Below are 23,221 nucleotides of genomic sequence, written 5' to 3'. Positions count from 1 at the left end.
GAACGACCACGTCAAGGCTTTGTTAACCACGTTCTCCGCCTACTGGCGGCGTTGTGTTATGGTTGCGGTGTGTGGATGAAGACGACCTTTCTCAAAGCTACCGTTTTCGGCCTCGGCCTTGCCGTGCTGCCGCTGCCTGTGCTGGGCCAGGAACCGGCCTCCGTTCCGGTGCCTGCAGTCAAGCCGCTGGGCTTTGCGCCTGCTAGGGCCACGCCCCCTTCGTTCGAGACGACAGGCGCCATTCCGCGCGGTGAGCGGCTGGCGGCCGTCAATCCGCAGCTCAAGGCAGGGTTGGACGCGCTGTCAAACCGCGACGGCGCCGAGGCGATCGCCATCCGCAACCGCATGCCCGACAGCCTCGACCGGCAGATGCTGACCTGGTCGATATCAATGTCGGGGCTCGGCGACGTGCCGGCGACCGAGATTGCGGGCGCCCAGCGGCAGCTTCAGGGCTGGCCGGGGCTCAAATCCTTCCGGGCGAATTCGGAAAAGGCGCTCTTCCGCGAAAACCCGGCGCCCGCCGCCGTGCTCGCCGCCTTCGGCGACACCGCACCAGAGACGACCGAAGGCACGATGCTTTTGGCGCGCGCCCATCTCGCCAGCGGCGACAAGGCCAGGGCCACCCGCCTCATCCGCGACCTCTGGCGCGGCGATGCGCTGGATGTAGAGACCGAAGACCGGGTGATATCGGAATTTTCCGGCCTGCTGACGACGGCCGACCATCGCGCGCGCATGGACTATCTGCTCTACCGCGAGCGGGCGAGCCAGGCGAAACGCTTTGCCACGCTCGGTGAGGCACAATCGCTGTACAAGGCCTGGGCAGGTCTGATCTCGCGCGCGAAGAATGTCGATGCGCTGATTGCAGCCGTCGACAAGTCCTGGGCAAAGGACCCTGCCCTGCTCTTCATCCGCCTTGAGACCCTCCGGCGTGCCCAGGATTTCGAAGAGGCGGCCAAACTGATCGAGCAGATGCCGCGCGATCCGAAAGTGCTGATCAATGGCGGCGCCTGGTGGGACGAGCAGCGGATCGTTGCGCGCGGGCTCGCCGATCTCGGGAAGTATCGCGAGGCGTACAAGATCGTTTCGCGTCATGTGGCGACCGAAGCGACGGATATTGCCGACGCCGAATTCCATGCCGGCTGGTATGCGCTCCGCGCCCTCAACGATCCCAAAACCGCAAGCGAACACTTTGCCCGCATCCTCGAGGTCTCGAACCGGCCGCTTTCGGCAAGCCGGGCCTGGTACTGGCTGGGCCGCGCCGCGGAAGCATTGAAGGACGGCAAGGCAGGGGAGCATTTGGCCCGCGCGGCCCAGCATTCGAGCACCTTCTACGGTCAACTCGCAGCGGCGCGCATCGACAGGCCCGGCATTCAGATCCCCTATCCGCAGCCCAGCGACGAAGACCGTCAGCGTTTCCAAGGCCGCGAGGCGATCCAGGCGATCGCGCGTTACGAGGCGGCCGGCCATGGCTGGCGGGCGCAGAGCCTCTACCGGGCGCTCGCCGATCAGCTGGACAGTCCCGGCGAACTCGCACTCCTCAGCGCGCGGGCGGAAAAATCGGAGGGCGGGCATCAATTGTCGCTGCAGATCGGCAAGACGGCCTATGCGCGGGGCATCGATGTTCCAGCGCTTGCCTTCCCCGTCGGCGTCATCCCGGCCAGCGCCAATATTGCAGGCTCCGGCAAGGCGCTCGCCTATGCCATCGCCCGTCAGGAGAGCGCGTTCAATCCGGCGGCCGTCTCACCGGCCAATGCGCGCGGGCTGTTGCAGCTCCTGCCTTCCACCGCCAAGGGGGTCGCGGCACGGCACGGCATCGCCTATCAACCGGACAAGCTGACGCGGGATCCCGGCTTCAACGCCACGCTTGGCGCCCATTATCTCGGCGAACAGATCGACGCTTTCGGCGGCTCCTATATCCTGACCTTCATCGCCTATAATGCCGGTCCGCGCAAAGTGCCTGAGTGGATCGAACGTTATGGCGATCCGCGCGGCAAGTCGATCGACGAGGTGGTCGACTGGATCGAGCGAATCCCCTTTCCCGAAACGCGCAATTACGTCATGCGGGTGATGGAAAATTATCAGGTCTACAAGAGCCGGCTCGGCCAGAAGACCGACATCGTGCACGACCTGCGCTTCGGGCGGTAGGTCGCCCACCCTCCCCTGATTGATGGATGACCCCGGGCGCAGCCTCGGCTAGGCTCGCATGGGTATCACGACGCGAGGGAGTGCCGCATGGCCGACAGCATCGACCGTTTCATCACCGTGCCAGATGGCTTGACGCTGCATGTGCGCATTCATGGCGACGACAATCCGGGGATCCCGGTCGTCTGCCTGCCGGGGCTCACCCGCAACCTTCTGGATTTCGAGGATCTCGCCCGCATCCTTGCGGCGCCGCCCTATAGCCGGCGGGTGATCGCGATCTCCTCGCGCGGGCGCGGGCTCTCCGATCGCGACCCACAGCCCGAGCGCTACACGATCCCGGTGGAAGCCGGAGATGTCATCAGCGTGCTGGACCAGCTGGAGATCGAAAGCGCTGCCTTCATCGGAACCTCGCGCGGCGGGCTCATCCTGCATGTTCTGGCCATGACGCATCTGGAGCGCATCGAACGTCTGGTTTTGAACGATATCGGCCCCGTGCTGGACGTGGACGGGCTGCGGCAGATTCAGGGCTATCTCGGGAGCCGCCGGACGCCGGCGAATTTCGCGGAGGCGGCGGAAATCCTGCGGGCCACGCATGGGGCGGAGTTCCCGGCGCTCGGCGGCGAAGACTGGGCCCACATGGCGCAGGCGCTTTACCGGGAAGTGGATGGCCAGGTGGTGGCGGATTTCGATCCCGATATTGCCGAACAGTTCCGGACCGCTGACCTCAGCCAGGGCCTGCCGGATCTTTGGCCGCAGTTCGCGGCGTTGACAGAGAAACCGATGATGGTGGTACGGGGCGAACACTCGCGCCTGCTGTCGCCCGATACCGTGGAGGAGATGGTGCGGCGGCATCCGGGACTGGTGGCGATCGAGGCCGGAGGTCAAGGGCACGCGCCGCTGCTGCATCTCTCAGGGCTGGCGGAGGAGATTGGCGGCTTTCTGCAGCGCTAGACAGCCCGCGCGGGGCGTGTTCTGGCGCAAGGCGTCGGCCAAACGCTCTTCCCCGCCATTTCGACGTTCAAAACGGAAAAGCCCGGCACAAGGCCGGGCTTCCCTTATCCGATCTGGAGATCGAATTAGAAGGAGCGAGTCAGGCGAACGAAGCCATCCCAGTTGTCGCCGCTGTTTTCCAGATCCCGATAACGAACATCAGCCGAAGCGGTCAGGCCGGCAGCCAGCTTGTACTCGACAAGCAGGTCTGCACCCCAAGCATCATTGCCAGCAGCGTTGAAGCCGTAGTCGCCCCAGTAAACTACCTGAGGAGTGATCGAGAGCTTGTCAGTTGCCTTGAAGGTGTAGGCTGCGCCAACCGTCCATTCAGACGTGAAGTCGTAGCCGGTCGACTGGCCAGAAGCCCAAGCAGCAGCGAGCGCGAAAGTGCCCGGACCAACGTCAGCAGCGATAACACCAGCGATGGCGCCCTCTTCCGAGCCGAAGTCGTAAACGCCGTTGACGGTGACGGTTGCCATGCCGAGGGAAGCGGAAACAACGCCTTCCAGGCCAACTTCGTTGCCGCCGCCGAGGAAGCCTGGGGTGCCAGCAACAGCGCCGGAGTCAGACAGGTCGTCGATGCCGAGACCAACCGTGAAGGCGTCAGCCGAGTAGGTGTAGGAAGCCATATTGAACTTCGTATTACCGAAGAACGAGTCGGACTCGCCAGCCAGACCCCAATCGTCAGCAAAGGTGACCGCACGACCAACCTTGAAGCCACCAACGGTGATGTATGCCTGATCAAGTGTCACACCAACGCCCGACGTGGTAGCACCCTGGCTGTCGGCCTGAATACGGATGTAGGAACCGATGGTGCCCAGCTCCGAGTCATTCTTGGCTTCGAACGACAGACGTGCACGAACAGCGCTGTCCCAATCGTCATTGGTCGTCGTGGTCCCGAAGAGACCGCTGTTCTCGTTCGCCGAAAGGGTCACGCGAACTTCGCCGCCGATCTTCAGGCAGGTTTCGGTGCCGGGGATGTAGAAGTAGCCGGTGCCGAAGGCGTCGCAAACGCGAACGTATTCCATGGGCTCGGGCTCGGCGGCGACGATTGCGTCAGCGGCCTGAGCGCCGGAAACTACAGCGAGAGCTGCAGCGGAGCCGAGAAGAAGGCTCTTGATGTTCATTATTGACCTCCAGTCAATTATAGAGGTCACGGCGTCCCTACGGCCGGAAAATCACGCATTTACAGTCACTTAGGCCAAATTACGATTTTGCTGGTGATGTCAGCCCCTGCGGGATCGCACTCAATGTCACTGTATTCCGGCCCCACCGTCGCCGCGCCAGGCACGAAGACGAGCTGCCAAAACCAGGCGTGCGAAAGCCCCGTGTGAAGCTCAATCGATCATGTCAGGGAATATCGTGATGGCGGAGAGGAAGGGATTCGAACCCTCGATACGCTTTTGACGTATACTCCCTTAGCAGGGGAGCGCCTTCGACCACTCGGCCACCTCTCCGGTGCCGCCTGATTATTTGCTTGAATCAGTGAATGCAAGGCCTTTTCTCGGCTCTGCACATTTTAGCGCCCGGCATATTCCAGAGGACGAAGCATGCATCTGCAATCGACGAAATGCGAATCGCGATTCCGTCGGGACATGATTCTGTCACTTGCCAGGCCTTCTCAGGTCGAAATTCACTGCTACGCCTCGAAACCGTCTGATCGAACAATGCATTCGGAGGGTGAGAGCAGATGGTTCGGACTGCAACTTTTTGCGGAATCCTGTGCCAAAATGGGAGGCAAGTGGCTTTTGAGGCCGTGTCGCTCCGGGTCGCATCCCCTCAATAAGCGCCGGTTTTGCTTGGCTTTTCTTAACGAAACCTAAATGAAGTGAGGGCTGGCATCACGACTTTGTGGCCTTTCAGCAACAGGCCGGGTGGAAGGGTGACCGCTTTTTCGCCTTTCCGCTCATTGGTGATTGCATGACCGGTGCGGTTTTGTATTTTCAACCTCGGAAGCGAGGCGGTGGATCGTCCGTCTTCTGAAACCGACGGGGATGGGGCAGGGAATGCTGTCCTTCAGCCAAATAACCCAGACCCATACGAAACTTGACTGGAGGTCAATAATGAACATCAAGAGCCTTCTTCTCGGCTCCGCTGCAGCTCTCGCTGTAGTTTCCGGCGCTCAGGCCGCTGACGCAATCGTCGCCGCCGAGCCCGAGCCCATGGAATACGTTCGCGTTTGCGACGCCTTCGGCACCGGCTACTTCTACATCCCCGGCACCGAAACCTGCCTGAAGATCGGCGGCGAAGTTCGCGTGACCCTTTCGGCGAACGAGAACAGCGGTCTCTTCGGGACCACGACGACCAATGACGATTGGGACAGCGCTGTTCGTGCACGTCTGTCGTTCGAAGCCAAGAATGACTCGGAGCTGGGCACCATCGGTTCCTATATCCGTATTCAGGCCGACAGCCAGGGTGCAGACCTTGACGGTCAGACCGTTGAGCTGGATCAGGCTTACATCACCGTTGGTGGCTTCAAGGTCGGCCGCGCTCTGACCTGGGCTGACGACTGGGGTCTGGCCGGCGAGTCTGACTCGTTCTTCGGCAATGCCAAGTTCAACACTGCCACCTACACCTACTCGGCTGATGCCTTCACGGTTGGTCTCGGCGTTGACGACCTGTCCGACGAATATGCCGGCAACGAAGTTGGTCTCGAAGCTGTTGCTTCGGCTACCCTCGGCATGGCAACCGTCACCGTCAACGGCGTGTACGACTTCGGCGACAAGGAAGGCGGCATCGCTGGCGTTCTCTCTGCTGATCTCGGTCCGGGTACGCTCGGCATCGCTGCTGGCTGGGCTTCTGGCCAGTCGACCGGCTACGACTTCGCGTCTGAATGGACTGTCGGCGCTGCCTACACCTTCAAGGCAACCGAGAAGTTCTCCATCACTCCGCAGGTTGTTTACTGGGGTGACTACGACTTCACTGGCGCCGACGCTTGGGGCGCTGACCTCTTCGTCGAATACAAGCTGGCTGCTGGCCTGACTGCATCGGCTGACGTTCGCTACCGCGACCTCGAAGATGCTGACAGCAACTGGGATGGCTTCGTTCGCCTGACCCGTTCGTTCTAATCCACATCGGATTGACGAAAAAGTGTTGGGTCCGGCTTTCACGAGCCGGACCCTCTTTGGCTTTGCGGATCCGCCGCTGCCTTGCCCTTGGTTTCAATGATTTAAGCCGCCGGTAGCCCTGCCGGAATCCTGCAGAAAGAGGTCCAATCGACACCATTTGACAGGCTCGAAGCGAGCCGCTCCGGACAGTTTGTGCTGTTTTGCACTATACTTGTTATCAGATATAACGATAAGTACGCCCGTGGGGACGGGCGGTGAGCTCGTTCGCGTGCTCGCCAAAAGGGAAATTTGGGGGATACATGCAGGTGGAAATGCCGGCCGTGAAGGGTTTTGACGTCTTTGTAGGCGTGCCCGATTATTCGGTTCATTATCAATACAATCAGGGCACAGTCCTGCACGAGGTGCGCGAGACAAATCTGCGCGAACTGTTCGGCAAATATGGCGACCTGTTGTGGATGAATGGCAGCCACAAATATAACGTAACAAATTTTATCGGAGAGCTTCACGATCTCCTTGATTTTCCGAGTTTTTCGGCCTTTTCGGACGAGATGCTCGACCAGTTGATTGGCAAATTGCGCAAACGCGGTAACAGCAATGCCACCATCAATCGAAAGATGGCGGCCTTAAGCAAACTGCTGCGAAAGGCGTATAAGATGGGAGACGTTCACAGTCTGCCGGAATTCAAACGACAAAAGGAAAAGGCAGGTCGAATCCGTTTTCTCGACCGGGATGAAGAGAATGCATTGTTCTCCGAGATCCGTGCGCATTCCGAACTTTATTATCGTTTCTGCCTTTTTCTCGTCGATTCCGGCGCGCGCCTGAGCGAGGGGCTCAACCTCCGCTGGGGCGACATTCACAAGAACCGCGTGACCTTCTGGGTGACGAAATCCGGCCGCTCACGGTCCGTACCCCTCACTCAGAGGGCGGCTGAGGCCATTGCGTCTTCGGATCGGCGCCATGCCGGCCCCTTTGCCGAGATCGACCAACAGCGTTTTCGCGTTGCCTGGCACAATGCCAAGGATGCCATCGGTTTTGCCGATGACAAGGACGTGGTGCCGCATGTGCTGCGTCATACCTGCGCATCGCGACTGGTCCAGGGCGGGATCGACATTCGCCGCGTCCAGATGTGGCTCGGTCATCAGACACTGACCATGACCATGCGCTATGCGCATCTGGCATCGCACGACCTCGACATGTGCGTTCCGGTGCTCGAGAGAATGGGCTCCAACTGAACCACTGCCTTCATGGATACCAATGACAAAGGCCGGCATTTTGCCGGCCTTTGTCATTTTGATTGCCGTCAGCAATTCGCCGCGAGTTGCTTCGTTTCAGCCCCTCAGGCGATCAGAGCCTTGAGGTCGAGCGTGGGATCCGCGATCGCAGCACTGTCGACCGACCGCCCCATGTCCAGGAGCTTCTTGCCCGTGACATAGGCTTTGGCGTCGTTGATCGCGTCGACGGCGATGAAGTCGGCGCCACGGAAGTACCAGATCGACAGACTGCCCTCGCGCGCACCGGAACGGACCACCGTCTGGTCGTAACCCAGATTGAAGCCCGCGATCTGCAGCTTCACCTCATACTGGTCCGACCAGAACCAGGGTTTCGGACGATAGGGCTCGGTGCCACCGGCGAGCACGGCTGCAATCGCCTCCGCCTGATCGACGGCGTTCTGGACGGATTCGAGCCGCACCTGCTGCCCCTTCCAGTCCTGAACGGCGCAGTCACCCATGGCAAAGATTGCCGGATCACTGGTATGCCCGAAGGCATCCACCACGATGCCATTCTGCACCTCGAGCCCGGCATCTGCCGCCAGGCGATCATTCGGGGCCACGCCGATCCCGACGATGACCATATCGACGTCGATCACGCGACCATCCGAAAGCTCCGCCGCCTTCACCCGCCCCTCATCGCCGATCAGCCGCGTCAGGCCTGTTTTTTCGGAGACGGAGACACCCTCGGACTCGTGGATCGCGCGGATCGCGTCGGCCGTTTCACGGGCTGCGACGCGGGCGAGAATGCGGTCGGCCATCTCGATCAGCGTCACATCCAGTCCGAGTTTGCGCGCGACGGCAGCGGCTTCAAGGCCGATATAGCCGCCTCCGACGATCAACAGTCGGTGGCCAGGCTTCATCTCCTCGGCCAGACGGTCGGCATCCGCCTTGTCGCGCACGGTGTAGACACCACCAAGGTCTCCACCGATGGCTGGCGGCAGGCGGCGCGGAGTGGCGCCAGTGGCGAGGACCAGCGTCTGGTAAGGGATATCGCTGCCGTCGAAGAGCTTGACGCTGCGCTCTTCGCGATCGATCGCTTCGACCGGTGTGGACAGCCGGATCTCGACATTGTTGTCGGCATACCAGGCTTCGGGCCGAAACAGCAGGCGGTCGAAGCTCATCTCACCGAGCAGATATTTCTTCGACAGCGGCGGGCGTTGATAGGGCAGGACCGGCTCATTTCCGATCATGGTGATCGGGCGAGCATCTTTCAGCATCCGCAGCTTTGCAGCCAGTGCAAAAGCCGCCTGCCCTGCCCCCACTATGACCAATCGTCCCGCCACGTACTGTACTCCCAAATGTCTGTCTCATAGGAATCGCCGACGATTGACCGACGGCGATGTCGTGCAGCAAGGCCTAGCCCTGTGGCAATTTTCGGTCAAGTTTGTCCGCCCTGTGCCAGCGGCACTGAAGCGCGCTCACCGATCCCTGAAGGAACTGCCTTTCGGAGGCATGGTCCGCCATCGCTGTTCGAAATGGGACAGGTCTTGCGGGACGAAGGTGCTGTCAGAACAGGGAAATCCCGATGACGCTCGCATTCGAGCCATCACATCCATCATCTGGTAACGACCATGCGCTAGGCTGTTCCTGTAACGAGACGCGGTAGGAGGGTGACATGCCCTTGCAAAGGATAGCTGACGCAAAATCTGACATTCCTCGGGATCAGATCTTCGAGAAATTCAGGATTGAACGGCCCGGCAAGATCGTTTTTGTCGGCCATCACCTGAGCATGTCAAAGTCTCAGCGTTGCCTGATCCGCACCATCTCACTGCATGGCGCAGAGCTCGACGTTTCTCCCCATGTCATCGTGCCGTCGAACTTCTTCCTCGAAATCCTCGGCATCCACGACGATATCGGGTGCACGTTGATCCGCCGCGAAGCCGAGAAGCTGACGGTCGGTTTCAACATGCTGCTCGATCCGGAGTTCCTTCACCACGTCGTTCGCCTGGCCTTCGAAACCGGCCACTGACCCGCGACACCTTGTTCACTCAGCCAAGGGGCAAGGCATGCCGGGCCGGCGCGCACGGTCTTTGGCGCGTCCCTTTGCTTGCCTCGGGCGCATTGGCACCGAATATTCGACATCGGTAAAACTTGATCGAACTTGTTGATGCTAATGCAAATCTTCATCTCCAGAGTGCAGGGCAGACAAGTTGGGAGAGCCGGTCATGGCGATGGAAAATGCGACGCATCTGGCTGGAGTCCGATCGGAAATGTACGAGCGCAAATGGGAGCGCTTCTATGTTCGCCGGCCGGCCAAGGTCATGTCGGTCCGCTCAGGCCTCACCGGCATCACGATCCGCAGCTGCGAAGTGGTCGACATATCCCAAGGCGGCGCTGCCATCGAGCTGACGACCGCCATCGGTCTTTCCTCTCATTATTATCTGCAGATCGTCGGCCTTGCCGACCGCATCGGCTGTGCGGAGGCCTATCGCAATGGCAACCGCGTCGGGGTCAAATTTATCGCACCGATTTCCGAGCATATGCTGCACCGGATCGTCCGCGCCGACTTCATGCTCGGCGAAGCCGTCAACACACCCGTGAAGCCCTTCCAGAACGGCAATGGAGCAAGGCTCGGCCGCTGAACACCCGGCTGTCGGAAGGCGCCCGATCCTGGACGATCCGGCCTTGCGTCCGAAGCTGGGCTACTTATTGTGAGCGGATCGAACTCGATCCGCCGGAACCCGCTTCGCAATGACCGCCTTTTCCCGCTTCACACCTCTTGCTGCCTCTCTTCCCGCCAGCGTTCCCTTTGTCGGTCCCGAAGCCATTGAAAGGCAGCGCGGTCTTGCCGTGCGGGCCCGCATCGGCGCGAACGAAAGCGGCTTCGGCCCGGCCCCTTCGGTGCTGGCCGCGATCGCCGACAAGGCAGGCGAAATCTGGAAATACAACGACCCGGAGAACCATGCGCTCAAGGCGGCGCTGGCGGCTCATCTCGGCCTGAAGCCGGAGAATTTCGCCATCGGTGAAGGCATTGACGACCTGCTCGGTCTCATCGTGCGCCTCGTCATCGAACCCGGCATGCCGGTCGCCACCTCGCTCGGCGCCTATCCGACCTTCAACTTCCACGTCAATGGTTTCGGCGGCCGTCTCGTGACCGCCCCTTACCGCGACGATCGCGAGGATCTCGACGCCCTTCTGGATCTTGTCAGGCGGGAAGATGCTCCCCTCGTCTATTTCGCCAATCCGGATAATCCCATGGGGAGCTGGTGGGATGCAGGCAGCATCGTCGCCTTTGCCCGCGCCCTGCCCTCGACCACACTCCTCATTCTCGACGAGGCCTATAGCGAGACGGCGCCGGCGGGGTCCATCCCGGCGACGGATGCGCTGATCGACCTGCCGAATGTCATTCGCATGCGCACCTTCTCCAAGGCCTATGGCCTGGCGGGCGCCCGCGTCGGCTACGGGGTCGGCACGCCGGGCACTGTCGGCGCCTTCGACAAGATTCGCAATCATTTCGGCATGCCCAGGCTATCGACGGAGGCAGCGCTCGCGGCCTTGGCAGACCAGGCCTATCTCTCTGAGGTTGTCGGGCGGATCAAGGCGGCGCGCGACCGCATCGCGACGGTCGCGACTGCCAATGGACTGACGCCCCTGCCCTCGGCGACCAATTTCGTTGCGATCGATACCGGTCGCGACGGCGTCTTCGCCCGGGCCATCGTCGACGGGCTGATGGAGCACGGGGTTTTCATCCGCATGCCGGGCGTGGCGCCGCTCAACCGCTGCATCCGGGTCTCAGCAGGGCTGCCTGAAGATATCGATCTGTTCGAAGAGGCACTGCCAAAGGTTCTCGCGCACCTGCGCTGACGTCCATGCAATGAAAAAGACCGCGCCGGCCTTGTTTCTGCCGGTCGCGGTCTTGCAAAGTGTTGGCCCTGGCCCCGTCCAAAGGTCCCCGCCACGTTCCCCACTGGGTTGTTTTTCTAATCCTCCCGCCGCTGTCGCGGCCGGAATCGGTCAGTGCATGGTCATCCATTCGCGGGCGGCACGAAGCGCCTCGGCGAGTTGGATCTTGCTCATGGTTTCTGCGAGGTCGGCGCGCAGCTCGGCAGCGCGGTCACAGCCCTTGATCGCGGCGATGTTCAGCCACTTATGCGCCGACACGAGGTCAACAGGGCAACCGCGACCGGTCGCATACATCAGGCCCATGTCGCGGAAGACGTCGGCCCGGGTTTCGCCACCCATCGTGGCATATTCGGAATTGTGCATTTCAAAGCGTGCCATTGGTTTTGTCCCTGTTTGCCTAGTTTCTCAAATGTCCCTGTTTTCCCTTGCGGGCCCTTCCGAAACAGCGCCGGATCTTTGTCCGGTCATTCTTGCTTCGGTCGGGTTCGGCGGGGTTTTTCCCTGCTCGTTTGATGGGTCCACTATGCCGGACGGTCTTTGAAACTCGCTTAAAATGCATCCTTAATTTGCTGAAAACAAAGTACAAAAGCTTCGTAAACTTCGGATTCCGTTAAGTATCACATGGCCTGCTATCCAAGGCATTCACGGCAAAATTTACGAAAGTTTCATGCTGTGAAATCAACCAATTCTTCACCCTGTTATCCGAAGGCATTTTGGAAAACTGCCGAATTTGCAGTGTCCGGCCGCTATCCACGCCTGCTTTTTCGGGCCGGATTGCTTTTACCTTTACGTGTGCGTAAGATAAATCTTAACCGCTGGACCGGCTGCAGAGAGGACTGGAGCCGACCTCGGGAAAGGACCATCATCTCGGGAGGAGAGATCAGACCATGCGTTCCATCATCATTGCGGCAGCATTCGCGCTTTCGGCCTTTTCGGCCCAGGCCGCCGAACCCATCGAAGGCAACTGGAAGACCGCGTCGGGTGCCACAGCCCAGATCGCGCCCTGCGGCGGCTCCTTCTGCGTGACGCTCAAGAGCGGGCAGCACAGTGGCAAGCAGATCGGCAAGATGGCCGGCAGCGGCGACAGCTACAAGGGCGAGATCACCGATCCGGAAACTGACAAGACCTATTCGGGTGCCGGCTCCGTCTCCGGCAATTCGCTGAAGATGAAGGGCTGTGTCATGGCCGTGCTCTGCAAGACACAGACCTGGACACGCCTCTGAGGCGATCGACGTTTAGAAGCACATAGAGGGCGCCGGCTGCAACCGGCGCCCTTTTTTATGCGTTCATCGACACTTCAGATCGGCTGCCCGACGTCGATGCGGTTGCCGTCGGGGACCTCGAAGACAAAGACGCGAAGTCCATACTCCCTGCCCTTGAAGCGCTTGACCATATGAGCCCTCGTTGCTGCGCGAGGTCATGAAGCCGGTCGCTATCTCGACCATCATATGGGCGACGTCGAATCAGCCGCCCTGGGGTTCGAAGACATTTCGACATCCGAGCAGGCCGACATGGAAATCTACGTTTAGCACCAAGCGCGTGGCCTTTCCGGAGGAAGAACGGGACGGGACGGTGCCCGTCGGCTCCCGGTTTGACCAGAAGCCGCGGCAAGGCAAAAGGTCATTGGCGGAGAACGGTGAATATCGGTTAACCCTTCTGAATGCCAGATGAACCGTCGTCTCAGACGAGGTTCAGAGCCGCTGCGCTAGAAGCTTTTCATCGGATTGGAAAGGATCACGCACATGGCAAAGCTGGCACGTCGTCTCACGATCATCTCGCTGACCATGGCGATTTTCGCCGTCATGTTCGCCCAGCTTGTCGTCAACAACCAGCCGGGCGTTCGTCACCTGTCCTCGGGCATGGTTGCAAGCTGCACGCCGACAGGCCTCAACAGCTGCCGGCCGACCTTCTGATCAAAGCGTCGCGCAGCAAGCGTCTTGTTTCGTCTTGCAAGAATTCTTGACGCATCCGCTATGACGTCGTTTGCTTGTCAGATTTCGTCTCCTATAATGCGCCATGAAAACACGAATCTTGTCCCCCGCACCCCAGAACTCCATCAGCCCAGAGCCGTTCACAGCTCAGGTTTTCACGGACGCGACTGCGGCCGTCGATGCACTGACTGCGCTTTACGAGCGCAATACGACATTCCTGATCGACGCCTTTTCGGCGCTCGCCAAAGGCGGTCCCATCGAAGGCCGCTACCGCGCCTTCTATCCGCAGGTGAGCATCGAGACGACGAGCTTCGGCCATGTCGACAGCCGTCGCTCCTACGGCCACGTGACGTCGCCCGGAATCTACACCACCACGATCACTCGACCGCAGCTGTTCCGTCATTATCTCAAAGAACAGCTCGCGCTCCTGATGCGCAATCATCAGGTGCCGATCACGGTATCGGAATCGGCAACGCCGATCCCCCTGCATTTCGCCTTCGCGGAGGGCGCCCATGTCGAAGCCTCTGCCGGCGGGCTCGTCGACATGCAGCTGCGCGACATTTTCGACACGCCCGATCTCACGGTCACCGATGACGAGATTGCCAATGGCGAATACGAGCCCCTGCCCGGCCAGCCGCATCCGCTGGCGCCCTTCACGGCGCAGCGCATCGACTACTCGCTGGCAAGGCTTTCGCATTATACGGCGACGAGCGCGAACCACTTCCAGAACTTCGTTCTGTTCACGAATTACCAGTTCTATGTCGACGAATTCTGCGCCTATGCGCGCAAACTGATGGCTGACGGCGGCAGCGGATACACCGCCTTCATCGAGCCCGGCAATGTTGTAACACCCGCGGGCCATACAGAGCCGACGGAAGGTGTCGCGCTCGGGCGCCTGCCGCAGATGCCGGCCTATCACCTGAAGAAAAAGGGGCATGGTGGCATCACCGTCGTCAATATCGGCGTCGGGCCCTCCAACGCCAAGACGATCACCGACCATATCGCGGTTCTCAGACCGCACGCCTGGCTCATGCTCGGCCATTGCGCCGGGCTTCGCAACAGCCAGCGTCTCGGCGACTATGTGCTGGCACATGCCTATATGCGCGAGGATCACGTGCTCGACGATGACCTGCCCGTCTGGGTGCCGATCCCGGCCCTGTCGGAAGTGCAGCTGGCACTCGAAGACGCGGTCGAGGAGATCACCGGCTACGAGGGCTTCGAACTCAAGCGCATCATGCGCACCGGCACGGTCGCGACGATCGACAACCGCAACTGGGAACTGCGCGACCAGCGCGGACCGGTCAAGCGCCTGTCGCAGGCGCGCGCCATTGCGCTCGACATGGAATCGGCAACGATCGCCGCCAACGGCTTCCGCTTCCGCGTGCCCTATGGGACGCTGCTCTGCGTTTCCGACAAGCCGCTGCATGGGGAGCTGAAACTTCCGGGCATGGCGACGGCCTTCTACAAGACGCAGGTCAGCCAGCATCTGCAGATCGGCATCCGGGCGCTGGAAAAGCTCGGCGCCATGCCGACCGAGGCGCTGCATTCGCGCAAGCTTCGAAGCTTCTTCGAGACGGCGTTTCAGTAATCGAAGTCACGCGGGCGGCCCATGGGCCGCCCGTTTTCGTTCAGTCCTGCCAAGCCGTCACTTTCGAACCGCCGAACAAGGCCTCCGACGGCATCTTGAAGATGAAGTAGGGATTGAGCAGCGGTAGCGCACTCACCTCGTCGAGCCGGCGCAGTTGATCATCGTCCAAGATGATGTCGAGCGAGGCGATGTTCTGCGTCAACTGCTCAACGCGACTGGCACCGACGAGCACGGAGGAGACGCCCTTGCGCCCGGTGCCCCAGGCGAGCGCCACCTCTGCCGGAGACCGGCCCAGTTCACCGGCCACTTCTTTCACGACATCGACGATAGCGAAGTTGCGCTCGGTAAACAGCATGCCGCCATAGGGATTGTCGCCATTCAGGCGGCCGTCACTTTCGCTCTCAGAGCTCTTCGCACCCCTGTCGGGCAGCTCTGTCGGTCGGTTCGCGCGCTCCAGCATGCCACGATCATATTTGCCGGTGAGCAGACCAAAGGCCAGTGGGCTCCACGGGACAAGCCCCATTCCGAACTCTCCTGCAGCCGGCAAGACCTCCAGCTCGACGCCGCGCTCGATCAGCGAATGGCCAAATTGCAGACCGATCGGGGTCGGCAGGCCATGGGCGGCGGCGAGCGTCGCCACCTTCGCCACATACCAGGCGGGCGTGTTCGAGAAGCCGTAATGGAGGATCTTGCCAGAGCGTACGGCCTGGACGAGCGTTTCGAGCACGTCCTCCGCCGGCGTGACCTTGTCCCAGACATGCATCCAATACATGTCGATGTAATCGGTCTTCAGCCGCGTCAACGAGCCCTCGATGCCAAGGCGGATATTCTTGGCGCCGTTGCCTGCCCAGAGCGGTGTGCCCTGGCCGCGGGCAAAGCCGGATTTGGTCGCAATCACCAGACGGTCGCGCGATCCGCTATCGGCGACGAACCGGCCCAGCATTTCCTCGCTCTGGCCGCCTGAATAGATGTCGGCCGTATCGAGAAAATTGCCGCCGGAACCGACATAGGCGTCGAACAGGGCCCGCGCGACATTCTCGCCAGCGCCCCAGCGCTCGGCGCCGAAGGTCATGGTTCCCAGCGCCAGAGGGCTGACGATCAGGCCCGAACGGCCCAGCGTGCGATAATCGGTCAGGTTCATGTGTCCGCTCCTTCTTTGCGTCGACACTGGAGATAGAGCGTCAGGAGCATCTGGATTAGTGCTTGCACCCTGCATGCCTTTATGAGCAACTTGCATGAATGGAACGCAATGAGCTCAATGATCTGCTCGCCTTTGCCAGCGTCGCCCGCGAGCGCAGCTTCACGCGGGCCGCGGCCAAGCTCGGCATTTCACCGTCGGCGCTCAGCCACGCCATGCGCAATCTTGAGGCACGACTCGACGTGCGGCTATTGGCCCGCACGACCCGCAGCGTCGCTCCGACCGAGGCGGGTGAGCGCCTGCTCGACACGGTATCGCCGGCACTTACCAGCATCGAGGAAGGCCTGGCCTCGCTCGCTCATTGGCGCAGTCGCGTCTCGGGCACGGTGCGGTTGACGGCATCGACCTATGCCGCGCAAACCGTGCTGCTCCAGAAGCTTCCAGCCTTCCTGCTCGCCCATCCCGAGGTCAAGGTCGAAGTCAATGTCGAGGATCGCCTGAGCGATATCGTCTCGGAAGGTTTCGATGCCGGGATCCGCTTTCACATGTCGGTCGACAAGGACATGATCGCCATCCCTGTCGGACCGACGCTCCGAGCCGTCATCATCGGCACGCCCGCCTATTTCGAGCAGTACCCGCTTCCGAAGAAACCGGCCGACCTGAAAAATCATGTCTGTGTCGGCTTTCGCTTGAGATCCGGCGCCATCATGCCCTGGGATCTCGAAGAGGACGGCCGCGAGTTCAACATCCGCCCGAATTGCCAGTTCATCGCCAATGACGGCGCTCTGATGGCGGCGGCCGTTCGTTCTGGCGCCGCACTCGGCTACATGATGGAGGAGGAAGTCGCGGACGAGATCGCGGACGGTAGGCTGATACAGGTGCTGGACGCGTGGTGCGTGCCCTTCCCCGGGCTACACCTCTACCATCCCAGCCGCCGCCAATCGCCGCCGGCGCTGCGGGCGCTGATCACGGCGCTGCGGACCTGAGACAGAGAAAGCTCAGACCTCCTCGACCATCACCTCACAGCGCACCGGGAAATTCACGGAATTGGCGATGAAGCACTTTTCGTGAGCATCGCCGTGCAGTTCAAGGGCCAGTTGCGGAAAGGTCCCGCGCTTGATGGTGACGCGGGGCTTGAGCAGGACGTCGACGAAGCGGCCGGTCCCGTCCGCATCCATCTCCATCACCCCTTCGGCATGGTCTTCATAGGCCACCACGATGACACCCGAGACGGCGCAGAAATGCAGGTACCAGAGCTTGTGACAAGCCGAGAGTGAGGCGAGGAAGAGATCCTCCGGGTTCCATCGGGCGGGATCACCCCGGAAGGCGGGATCTGCGGATGCCAGGATGTCCGGCTTTCCGCCAGCCGATATCAGGTGATCGCGGCCATAGTCGCGATATCCGGATGTGCCCGTCCCGGTATTGCCCTGCCAGGTGATCGTGACCCCGTATTCGTGCCGCTTTTCGCTCATCGCCTGCTCCCCTCGAATCTTGATGCCATACTAGGCCTTCGCCGCTTGCGGAGCCAAGGCCCAAGTCTGGCCTTCGGAAAATGTCGCCGCCCTCTTGCAACGAGTATTCCAAGATATATCTTAGATGCAATTGCAATTGAGAGAGAACCATCATGAAACAGTGTCATTCCGGCCGCGGCGAGCGCGGCAATCCCTATCTCGCCTTTCGCGAAGCCATGCATGCCATGCGCCATGGCGGACCGTTTGGTGGCCCGATGGGCGGTGGCCCGCGTGGCCGTGGCGGCGAACGGCGGCGGATGTTCGAAGGCGGCGAGCTTCGGCTCGTGCTGTTGAAGCTGATCGAAGACCAGCCACGCCACGGTTACGACCTGATCCGCGAGATCGAGAGCCTCTCCGGCGGCGCCTATGCGCCCTCGCCGGGTGTCGTCTATCCGACGATGACGCTGCTTCTCGACATGGACCTTGCGGAGGAAGTCGAAAGCGATGGACCGCGCAAGCTGATGACCATTACAGAAGCCGGCCGTCAGCACCTTACGGACCGCGCCGATGAGCTGGCCGTCGCCATGGGGCGACTGACCGCACTTGCCAAGGTAAGTGAACGCACGGACACGGCTCCCGTCCGCCGCGCGATGGGCAATCTGAAACAGGCGCTGCACGACTGTCTGTCTCGCGAAGGCACGACCCGCGAGACCCAACTGGACGTCGCCCGCATTCTCGATGAGGCGGTCGGCAAGATTGAAAGGCTCTGATCATGGTGAAGACTATTGCAGTGGTTCCGACCGATAGCGGCTGGAAATATCTACAGCAGCTCTGCAAGCACTGGGCGCACAAGCTGGAGGTCGAACTGGGCGAACAGAAGGGCGTGGTCTCGTTTCCCGAGGCGACGGCCGTGATGACCTCGGATGACCAGGCACTCACTGTCGAGATCGAGGCAAACTCGCCCGAGGTGCTGGAGAGGATGAAGGGCGTGGTTTCGAGCCATCTCGACCGCTTCGCCTTCCGCGAGGCGCCGCTGCCCTTCGAGTGGCGCACCGTCTGATACGCATCGTGTCATCGGCGACAAAACCGGCCTTGCCAAAGCGGCGCAAGGCCGGTCTAAACTTGTCCGACAACAGGAGGAAACCGCCATGACAACACTTACAATTCCTGATCTCGCCGGCAAGGCCGTGCTCATCACCGGTGCGTCGAGTGGTATCGGTGAGGCGCTGGCTCGGGCCTTCGCCGCTCAGGGCGCGCTGGTCGGGTTGCACTACAACTCCAATGCGGAAGCCGCTCATGCGATCGCCCGCGACATTGACGCGGCCGGCGGCAGCGTCGTGCTGGTCAAGGCCGATGCTGCATCTTCCGAAGCCATGGCCGAGGCGGTCGCTCATGTCGCCAAGGCCTTCGGCCGGCTCGACGGGGTGATCAACAATGCAGGCAGCATGATCGGCCGCGTGCTCTACGAGGACATGACGGACGCCCAATACGACAAGGTGATGGATGTGAACGCCCGCTCCGTGCTATCCACCACGCAAGCAGCGATTGTGCATCTGAAGAAACAGGGCGGCTTCGTCATCAACACGACATCAATCTCGGCCCGCACCGGTGGCACGGCGGGTTCCGGTGTCTATGGCTCCTCGAAGGCATTTGTCGGCGCCATCACCAAGGGCATGGCGCTGGAAATCGGGAAATACGATATCCGCGTCAATGCGGTGGCACCCGGTGTCATCGTGACGCCCTTCCAGGACAAGTTTGCGCTGCCCGGCCAGCTCGACCAGGTCGCTGGCAGTGTACCCCTGAAGCGCACCGGCACGCCTGATGACTGCGTTGGCGCCTATCTCTTTCTCGCCTCGCCAATGCTGTCGGGCTACATCACCGGCCAGACGATCGACGTCAATGGCGGTCAGCTCATGCCTTGAACCCGATGACCACCCGGATGACGGAGGCGGTTCGCCAGACCCGTCACCCGGGCTGTCATGCGCGAAAGCATCGACAAGGGCAAAGGGTTTCGCGGGTCTCCTGAGGGTTTGACGCGCTGCGGATCAACGGCCGGCCTTGCAGGTCTCCGGCTTTGGGTCAGGGCTTCGAACAGGGCGGCTTCGACGACATGCATGGCATCCTCCAGTCAGCGTGTGCCCCTGGTCGGCCGGTCGCCTGTCCAATCGACAGAGCTGCCGGATTTTTTTCGTGCGCTCCATTGTCGATTTCGCGATGATGAAATCGACAAGGCTGGTATCCGCCACCATCCGGCGGAAAACCGGGAGGATTTCTGCATGAAATATCTGTGTCAGGTCTGGCTCGACGAGCAGGTTATGGCGGCCTTGAGCCCCCTGGAACACCGCGAGCTCGATCGACAATCGCTGGCCTATGACCGCGAGCTCGCCGAACGCGGTCATCTTCTGCTCGCCTCCCCTCTGGCCTCACCCGATACGGCGCTCACCCTGAGGGTCCGCCAGGGCCAGCTCACGACGACCGACGGGCCTTTCACGGAAAGCCGCGAACATCTCGGCGGTTTCCTGCTGATCGAGGCGCGCGACTTTGCCGAAGCCACCCAGCTCGCAAGCCAGGTCCCGATCGCCCGCTATGGCAGTATCGAAGTCCGGGCCTTGTGCCATATTCCCGAACATGACGAACCCGCCATGGTCGAGGAGGCTTCCTGATGCGTTTCGTCTGCTTCATCCATACCAATCCGCAGGAGATCGCGGCAATTTCCGAGGCCGACCACCGTCGGATCGTCGCCGAGCATTTCACCTTCGACGAGAGCATTATCGCATCTGGCCACCACATCGTGTCGGAAGCGCTGGAGGAACCCGAACGCGCGATGACAATCCGGCGCTCGGCCAAGGGCATCACGGTGCATGACGGTCCCTTTGCCGAAAGCCGGGAGCATATCGGAGGCTTCTACCTGCTCGAAGCCCGGGATCTCGATGAAGCGATCCGGATCGCGTCGGCCATTCCATCACTGCAACACAGCGTGGTGGAGGTCCGGCCGGTGCGGACGCTCGTGCTGGACGGAGCCTGAGGGAAGCCCGTGCAGGATCCGGCGCAGCAGATCGAGACCGTCTACCGGCAGTCGGCGCCACGCATCCGTGCCGCGCTGATCCGGCTGCTCGGCAGTTTCGACCTCGCCGAAGAAGCCCTGCACGACGCCTTCCTGGAAGCATCCCGGGAATGGCCGACCAAGGGCATGCCGCGCAACCCGGTGTCATGGCTGGTCTCGGCCGGTCGATTCCGGACCATCGACCGGCTGCGCAAGCGCGCTTTGCTCGACCGTCACCAGCAAGACATCGCCTATCTCTCCGATCTCGCGCAACAGGCGGAGGATGAGCCCGTGACGATCGATGACGACATGTTGCGGCTGATCTTCACCTGCTGCCACCCGGCCCTACCGGAAGAGGCACGCATCGCGCTCGCCCTGCGGGAGGTCTGCGGCCTGACGACGGAAGAGATCGCCCGAGCCTTTCTGGGCCTGCCGGCCACGATCGCCCAGCGCATCGTGCGGGCCAAGGCTCGCATTCGCGACCAGCGCATCCCCTACACGGTGCCGGAGGGGCAGGCGCTCGAAGGCCGCCTGGAAACGGTTCTCGCGGTCATCTACCTGCTGTTCAACGAGGGACACATGCGGGCGGGCGCCGCCGAGCGGCTGTGTGAGGACGCCATCCATCTCGGTCGGCTCGTCGCCTCGATGTTGCCGGATGCAGAGGCCCTCGGGCTTCTCGCGCTGATGCTGATCCAGCAGTCGCGACGGCATGCCAGGCTCGACGCGCGCGGAGACCTTGTCCTGCTTGCAGACCAAGACCGCGACCTCTGGGACCGCAGCCTGATCGCGGAAGGCGAGGCGCTCCTATGCCGCATCCACGCGGCCGGAGAGATTGGCGCTTACGGTCTGCAGGCATCGATTGCGCTGTGTCACGCACTGTCCCCCAGCATGGCAGACACCGATTGGCGGCGCATCGTCAGCCTCTATGACCTGCTGCTCGAGGCATCTCCCTCACCCGTGGTCCGGCTCAATCGGGCGGTGGCACTGGCCGAAGTCGAAGGACCTTCCGCCGGCCTCCTGCAGGTCGAAACCCTGCTCGCCGACCCCTTGATGCAGCGCTATTCTTTGGCCCACAGCGTTGCTGCCGACCTGCTGCGACGCCTGGGCCGCGTGGAAGAGGCGCGACAGCGCTACAAGGCCGCCCAGGAGCTGACGGCCCAGGCGCATGAGGTCGCCTTCATCGAAGCGCGCTTGCGTGCGCTGAATGCATCCGGCTGATCAGCCCTCGCCGCGATTGTCCTTCAGCCAGTCGAGCCCTGATCGCAGCGTATCGACCGCCTGGTCGATCTCGGAACGCGAGATGATCAGCGGCGGCGAAAAGAGCATGCGGTCGCCCGTGGCGCGCAGCACGACGCCGGCATTGACGCACTGGTTGCGCACGCCCGTCCCCGTGTCATCAGGCTTCTTGAAGCGGCGGCGGGTCGCCTTGTCGGCAGCAATCTGGACGGCGCCCATAAGGCCGACGCTGACGGCTTCGCCGACCAGTTCGTGGTCGGTGAGCGAGGCGAGTGCCTGCGCGAGATAGGGGCCGGTATCGTCGCGCACACGCTCGACCAGGCCTTCCTCCTCGATGATGCGGATGTTTTCAAGGGCTGCTGCCGCCGCCACCGGGTGACCGGAATAGGTGTAGCCGTGATAGAAGTCGCCGAGCTCGTTGACCATGACTTCGGCCACCCGGTCGGAGACCAGCACGCCGCCGATCGGCAGATAGCCTGATGACAGACCCTTGGCGATCGGGGCGAGGTCCGGCTCGAAATCGAAATACTGGTGGCCGAACCACGAACCCAGACGACCGAAGCCCGAGATGACTTCGTCGGCGACGAGCAGGATCTGGTACTTGGCGCAGATCCGCTTGATTTCCGGCCAGTAGGTCGAGGGCGGGACGATGACGCCGCCGGCCCCCTGGATCGGTTCAGCGACGAAGGCTGCGACATTCTCTTCGCCGAGTTCGAGGATCTTCTCCTCCAGCTCGCGGGCGACCTTCAGACCGAAGTCCTCCGGAGAAAGATCCCCGCCTTCGGCATACCAATAGGGCTGGTTGATGTGGTGAATGCCTTCGATCGGCAGGTTGCCCTGCTCATGCATCCAGGTCATGCCGCCGAGAGAGGCGCCTGCCACCGTCGAGCCGTGATAGGCATTCTTGCGGGCGATCACCTGCGTCTTGGTCTCGTGGCCGAGCGCCTTCCAGTAGACGCGCGCCATGCGGAACCAGGTGTCGGAGGCTTCCGATCCGGAATTGGAGAAGAAGACGCGGTTCAGCTTCGGCCCGGTCTTTTCGGCGATCTTCTGGGCAAGCAGCGTGGTCGGCGGCGTCGTGGTGCCAAAGAAGGTGTTGTAGTAGGGCAGCTCCAGCATCTGGGCGTGAACCACGTCTGCGATCGACTTGCGACCATAACCGACATTGACGCACCACAGGCCGGCAAAGGCATCAAGATACTGCTTGCCGGTCGAATCCCATATATGCACGCCTTCCGCCCGGGTGATGATCTTGGTGCCTGATGCGTTCAGCTTCTTCATGTCCGAGAAGGGATGAAGGTGATGGGCAGCGTCGATGGCACCGAGATTGGAGACGGCGGTAAGCGGCTTGTTCATGGGTCGGATCCTTGACCGGGGCGGAAGCTGTTGCTTTCGCGGCCAAACTTGGTCCGCGTGCCTGCCTTGCCCCGCATTGAAAGGCGGAACATTATCGGCTACGAACATGACCGTCCAAAACGCGTTTGGCAAGGCACCGATTGCCGCGTTCCTCCGGCCAAATC

The 23,221-nt window shown here is 61.5% G+C and carries 23 protein-coding genes, 1 tRNA gene and 1 pseudogene; 17 read left to right on the top strand and 8 right to left on the bottom strand.

All coding sequences use genetic code 11. The annotated features are described in order from the left end of the window. Window positions 1-75 precede the first annotated feature (75 nt). Both QTL56_RS01500 and QTL56_RS01495 read left to right on the top strand, forming a co-directional pair. The gene (locus QTL56_RS01500; RefSeq protein WP_245137543.1) at window positions 76-2,145 is read left to right on the top strand and encodes a lytic transglycosylase domain-containing protein; all 2,070 of its coding nucleotides are present in this window, start codon (window positions 76-78) and stop codon (window positions 2,143-2,145) included. An 87-nt stretch (window positions 2,146-2,232) separates the two neighbouring features. Then, complete coding sequence (locus QTL56_RS01495) at window positions 2,233-3,093, top strand: alpha/beta fold hydrolase (protein WP_245137544.1); 861 nt, start codon at window positions 2,233-2,235, stop codon at window positions 3,091-3,093. Between the two features lie 125 nt (window positions 3,094-3,218). Here the strand turns inward: QTL56_RS01495 and QTL56_RS01490 are convergent, their stop codons facing one another. Further along, window positions 3,219-4,259 carry a porin gene (locus tag QTL56_RS01490; RefSeq protein WP_245137545.1) on the bottom strand — a complete coding sequence of 347 codons (1,041 nt, stop codon included), beginning with the start codon at window positions 4,257-4,259 and terminating at the stop codon, window positions 3,219-3,221. A 239-nt stretch (window positions 4,260-4,498) separates the two neighbouring features. Further along, a tRNA-Ser gene (locus QTL56_RS01485) sits at window positions 4,499-4,589 on the bottom strand. A 606-nt stretch (window positions 4,590-5,195) separates the two neighbouring features. On the opposite strand from QTL56_RS01485, the gene QTL56_RS01480 reads away from it, so the two are divergent. Next, window positions 5,196-6,200 carry a porin gene (locus QTL56_RS01480; RefSeq protein WP_245137546.1) on the top strand — a complete coding sequence of 335 codons (1,005 nt, stop codon included), beginning with the start codon at window positions 5,196-5,198 and terminating at the stop codon, window positions 6,198-6,200. 311 nt (window positions 6,201-6,511) lie between these two features. Continuing rightward, on the top strand, window positions 6,512-7,432 hold the full coding sequence (locus QTL56_RS01475; RefSeq protein ID WP_289393570.1) for a tyrosine-type recombinase/integrase: 921 nt from the start codon (window positions 6,512-6,514) through the stop codon (window positions 7,430-7,432). Between the two features lie 104 nt (window positions 7,433-7,536). Here the strand turns inward: QTL56_RS01475 and QTL56_RS01470 are convergent, their stop codons facing one another. Further along, complete coding sequence (locus QTL56_RS01470) at window positions 7,537-8,754, bottom strand: NAD(P)/FAD-dependent oxidoreductase (RefSeq protein ID WP_245137548.1); 1,218 nt, start codon at window positions 8,752-8,754, stop codon at window positions 7,537-7,539. 332 nt (window positions 8,755-9,086) lie between these two features. Between QTL56_RS01470 and QTL56_RS01465 the strand changes: the two genes are divergently transcribed. From QTL56_RS01465 to QTL56_RS01455, 3 genes are all read left to right on the top strand, one after another. Continuing rightward, on the top strand, window positions 9,087-9,440 hold the full coding sequence (locus QTL56_RS01465; protein WP_245137549.1) for a hypothetical protein: 354 nt from the start codon (window positions 9,087-9,089) through the stop codon (window positions 9,438-9,440). 196 nt (window positions 9,441-9,636) lie between these two features. Further along, window positions 9,637-10,053, top strand: coding sequence for a PilZ domain-containing protein (locus tag QTL56_RS01460; protein ID WP_229576484.1), 417 nt, complete (start codon window positions 9,637-9,639; stop codon window positions 10,051-10,053). Window positions 10,054-10,162: 109 nt separating this feature from the next. Beyond that, entirely contained in the window at window positions 10,163-11,275 is a 1,113-nt protein-coding gene (locus QTL56_RS01455; protein ID WP_245137550.1) for a pyridoxal phosphate-dependent aminotransferase, read from the top strand. Window positions 11,276-11,425: 150 nt separating this feature from the next. On the opposite strand, the gene QTL56_RS01450 is transcribed toward QTL56_RS01455, so the two are convergent. After that, window positions 11,426-11,692 carry an SEL1-like repeat protein gene (locus QTL56_RS01450; RefSeq protein ID WP_229576486.1) on the bottom strand — a complete coding sequence of 89 codons (267 nt, stop codon included), beginning with the start codon at window positions 11,690-11,692 and terminating at the stop codon, window positions 11,426-11,428. Window positions 11,693-12,201: 509 nt separating this feature from the next. On the opposite strand from QTL56_RS01450, the gene QTL56_RS01445 reads away from it, so the two are divergent. Next, window positions 12,202-12,537 (top strand): DUF2147 domain-containing protein, encoded by a 336-nt coding sequence (locus QTL56_RS01445; RefSeq protein ID WP_229576487.1) that lies wholly within the window; start codon window positions 12,202-12,204, stop codon window positions 12,535-12,537. Window positions 12,538-12,611: 74 nt separating this feature from the next. On the opposite strand, the pseudogene QTL56_RS20870 reads toward QTL56_RS01445, so the two are convergent. Further along, window positions 12,612-12,777, bottom strand: a pseudogene (locus QTL56_RS20870) (VOC family protein); the annotation flags it as partial. A gap of 279 nt (window positions 12,778-13,056) precedes the next feature. On the opposite strand from QTL56_RS20870, the gene QTL56_RS01440 reads away from it, so the two are divergent. Together QTL56_RS01440 and QTL56_RS01435 are read left to right on the top strand one after the other, a co-directional pair. Then, window positions 13,057-13,227: a hypothetical protein gene (locus QTL56_RS01440; RefSeq protein ID WP_229576488.1), complete on the top strand. Its 171-nt coding sequence runs from the start codon at window positions 13,057-13,059 to the stop codon at window positions 13,225-13,227. Between the two features lie 103 nt (window positions 13,228-13,330). After that, window positions 13,331-14,833: an AMP nucleosidase gene (locus QTL56_RS01435; RefSeq protein WP_229576489.1), complete on the top strand. Its 1,503-nt coding sequence runs from the start codon at window positions 13,331-13,333 to the stop codon at window positions 14,831-14,833. A 40-nt stretch (window positions 14,834-14,873) separates the two neighbouring features. Here QTL56_RS01435 and QTL56_RS01430 read toward each other — a convergent pair whose 3' ends face one another. Beyond that, entirely contained in the window at window positions 14,874-15,974 is a 1,101-nt protein-coding gene (locus tag QTL56_RS01430; RefSeq protein WP_245137551.1) for an aldo/keto reductase, read from the bottom strand. A gap of 98 nt (window positions 15,975-16,072) precedes the next feature. Between QTL56_RS01430 and QTL56_RS01425 the strand changes: the two genes are divergently transcribed. Further along, window positions 16,073-16,957, top strand: coding sequence for a LysR family transcriptional regulator (locus tag QTL56_RS01425; RefSeq protein WP_245137552.1), 885 nt, complete (start codon window positions 16,073-16,075; stop codon window positions 16,955-16,957). A gap of 12 nt (window positions 16,958-16,969) precedes the next feature. On the opposite strand, the gene QTL56_RS01420 is transcribed toward QTL56_RS01425, so the two are convergent. Then, window positions 16,970-17,443 (bottom strand): OsmC family protein, encoded by a 474-nt coding sequence (locus QTL56_RS01420; RefSeq protein ID WP_245137553.1) that lies wholly within the window; start codon window positions 17,441-17,443, stop codon window positions 16,970-16,972. Between the two features lie 152 nt (window positions 17,444-17,595). Between QTL56_RS01420 and QTL56_RS01415 the strand changes: the two genes are divergently transcribed. The 6 genes from QTL56_RS01415 (at window position 17,596) to QTL56_RS01390 (ending at window position 21,683) form a co-directional block, all read left to right on the top strand. Beyond that, window positions 17,596-18,192: a PadR family transcriptional regulator gene (locus tag QTL56_RS01415; protein ID WP_245137554.1), complete on the top strand. Its 597-nt coding sequence runs from the start codon at window positions 17,596-17,598 to the stop codon at window positions 18,190-18,192. Between the two features lie 2 nt (window positions 18,193-18,194). Continuing rightward, window positions 18,195-18,482: a DUF2218 domain-containing protein gene (locus QTL56_RS01410; RefSeq protein WP_245137555.1), complete on the top strand. Its 288-nt coding sequence runs from the start codon at window positions 18,195-18,197 to the stop codon at window positions 18,480-18,482. A gap of 88 nt (window positions 18,483-18,570) precedes the next feature. After that, on the top strand, window positions 18,571-19,344 hold the full coding sequence (locus tag QTL56_RS01405; RefSeq protein ID WP_245137556.1) for an SDR family NAD(P)-dependent oxidoreductase: 774 nt from the start codon (window positions 18,571-18,573) through the stop codon (window positions 19,342-19,344). Between the two features lie 354 nt (window positions 19,345-19,698). Next, entirely contained in the window at window positions 19,699-20,085 is a 387-nt protein-coding gene (locus QTL56_RS01400; RefSeq protein ID WP_245137557.1) for a YciI family protein, read from the top strand. Then, window positions 20,085-20,447, top strand: coding sequence for a YciI family protein (locus tag QTL56_RS01395; RefSeq protein ID WP_245137558.1), 363 nt, complete (start codon window positions 20,085-20,087; stop codon window positions 20,445-20,447). Before QTL56_RS01400 ends, QTL56_RS01395 begins: the two co-directional genes overlap by 1 nt. A gap of 9 nt (window positions 20,448-20,456) precedes the next feature. Then, on the top strand, window positions 20,457-21,683 hold the full coding sequence (locus QTL56_RS01390; RefSeq protein WP_245137559.1) for an RNA polymerase sigma factor: 1,227 nt from the start codon (window positions 20,457-20,459) through the stop codon (window positions 21,681-21,683). Here the strand turns inward: QTL56_RS01390 and QTL56_RS01385 are convergent, their stop codons facing one another. Beyond that, complete coding sequence (locus tag QTL56_RS01385) at window positions 21,684-23,057, bottom strand: aspartate aminotransferase family protein (protein ID WP_245137560.1); 1,374 nt, start codon at window positions 23,055-23,057, stop codon at window positions 21,684-21,686. It abuts the gene before it with no gap. Between the last annotated feature and the right edge of the window lie 164 nt (window positions 23,058-23,221).

The organism is Peteryoungia algae, from assembly GCF_030369675.1.
Lineage (GTDB): Bacteria > Pseudomonadota > Alphaproteobacteria > Rhizobiales > Rhizobiaceae > Allorhizobium > Allorhizobium algae.
The sequence above is the reverse complement of the archived record's forward strand: the minus strand, read 5'-3'. Positions and strand labels throughout refer to the sequence as shown.

Bases quoted from the DNA above. Each gene is read 5' to 3' on its own strand.
- QTL56_RS01500 (WP_245137543.1), top strand. From the start codon at position 76: ATGAAGACGACCTTTCTCAAAGCTACCGTTTTCGGCCTCGGCCTTGCC.
- QTL56_RS01495 (WP_245137544.1), top strand. From the start codon at position 2,233: ATGGCCGACAGCATCGACCGTTTCATCACCGTGCCAGATGGCTTGACG.
- QTL56_RS01490 (WP_245137545.1), bottom strand. From the start codon at position 4,259: ATGAACATCAAGAGCCTTCTTCTCGGCTCCGCTGCAGCTCTCGCTGTA.
- QTL56_RS01480 (WP_245137546.1), top strand. From the start codon at position 5,196: ATGAACATCAAGAGCCTTCTTCTCGGCTCCGCTGCAGCTCTCGCTGTA.
- QTL56_RS01475 (WP_289393570.1), top strand. From the start codon at position 6,512: ATGCCGGCCGTGAAGGGTTTTGACGTCTTTGTAGGCGTGCCCGATTAT.
- QTL56_RS01465 (WP_245137549.1), top strand. From the start codon at position 9,087: ATGCCCTTGCAAAGGATAGCTGACGCAAAATCTGACATTCCTCGGGAT.
- QTL56_RS01460 (WP_229576484.1), top strand. From the start codon at position 9,637: ATGGCGATGGAAAATGCGACGCATCTGGCTGGAGTCCGATCGGAAATG.
- QTL56_RS01455 (WP_245137550.1), top strand. From the start codon at position 10,163: ATGACCGCCTTTTCCCGCTTCACACCTCTTGCTGCCTCTCTTCCCGCC.
- QTL56_RS01450 (WP_229576486.1), bottom strand. From the start codon at position 11,692: ATGGCACGCTTTGAAATGCACAATTCCGAATATGCCACGATGGGTGGC.
- QTL56_RS01445 (WP_229576487.1), top strand. From the start codon at position 12,202: ATGCGTTCCATCATCATTGCGGCAGCATTCGCGCTTTCGGCCTTTTCG.
- QTL56_RS01440 (WP_229576488.1), top strand. From the start codon at position 13,057: ATGGCAAAGCTGGCACGTCGTCTCACGATCATCTCGCTGACCATGGCG.
- QTL56_RS01435 (WP_229576489.1), top strand. From the start codon at position 13,331: ATGAAAACACGAATCTTGTCCCCCGCACCCCAGAACTCCATCAGCCCA.
- QTL56_RS01430 (WP_245137551.1), bottom strand. From the start codon at position 15,974: ATGAACCTGACCGATTATCGCACGCTGGGCCGTTCGGGCCTGATCGTC.
- QTL56_RS01425 (WP_245137552.1), top strand. From the start codon at position 16,073: ATGGAACGCAATGAGCTCAATGATCTGCTCGCCTTTGCCAGCGTCGCC.
- QTL56_RS01420 (WP_245137553.1), bottom strand. From the start codon at position 17,443: ATGAGCGAAAAGCGGCACGAATACGGGGTCACGATCACCTGGCAGGGC.
- QTL56_RS01415 (WP_245137554.1), top strand. From the start codon at position 17,596: ATGAAACAGTGTCATTCCGGCCGCGGCGAGCGCGGCAATCCCTATCTC.
- QTL56_RS01410 (WP_245137555.1), top strand. From the start codon at position 18,195: ATGGTGAAGACTATTGCAGTGGTTCCGACCGATAGCGGCTGGAAATAT.
- QTL56_RS01405 (WP_245137556.1), top strand. From the start codon at position 18,571: ATGACAACACTTACAATTCCTGATCTCGCCGGCAAGGCCGTGCTCATC.
- QTL56_RS01400 (WP_245137557.1), top strand. From the start codon at position 19,699: ATGAAATATCTGTGTCAGGTCTGGCTCGACGAGCAGGTTATGGCGGCC.
- QTL56_RS01395 (WP_245137558.1), top strand. From the start codon at position 20,085: ATGCGTTTCGTCTGCTTCATCCATACCAATCCGCAGGAGATCGCGGCA.
- QTL56_RS01385 (WP_245137560.1), bottom strand. From the start codon at position 23,057: ATGAACAAGCCGCTTACCGCCGTCTCCAATCTCGGTGCCATCGACGCT.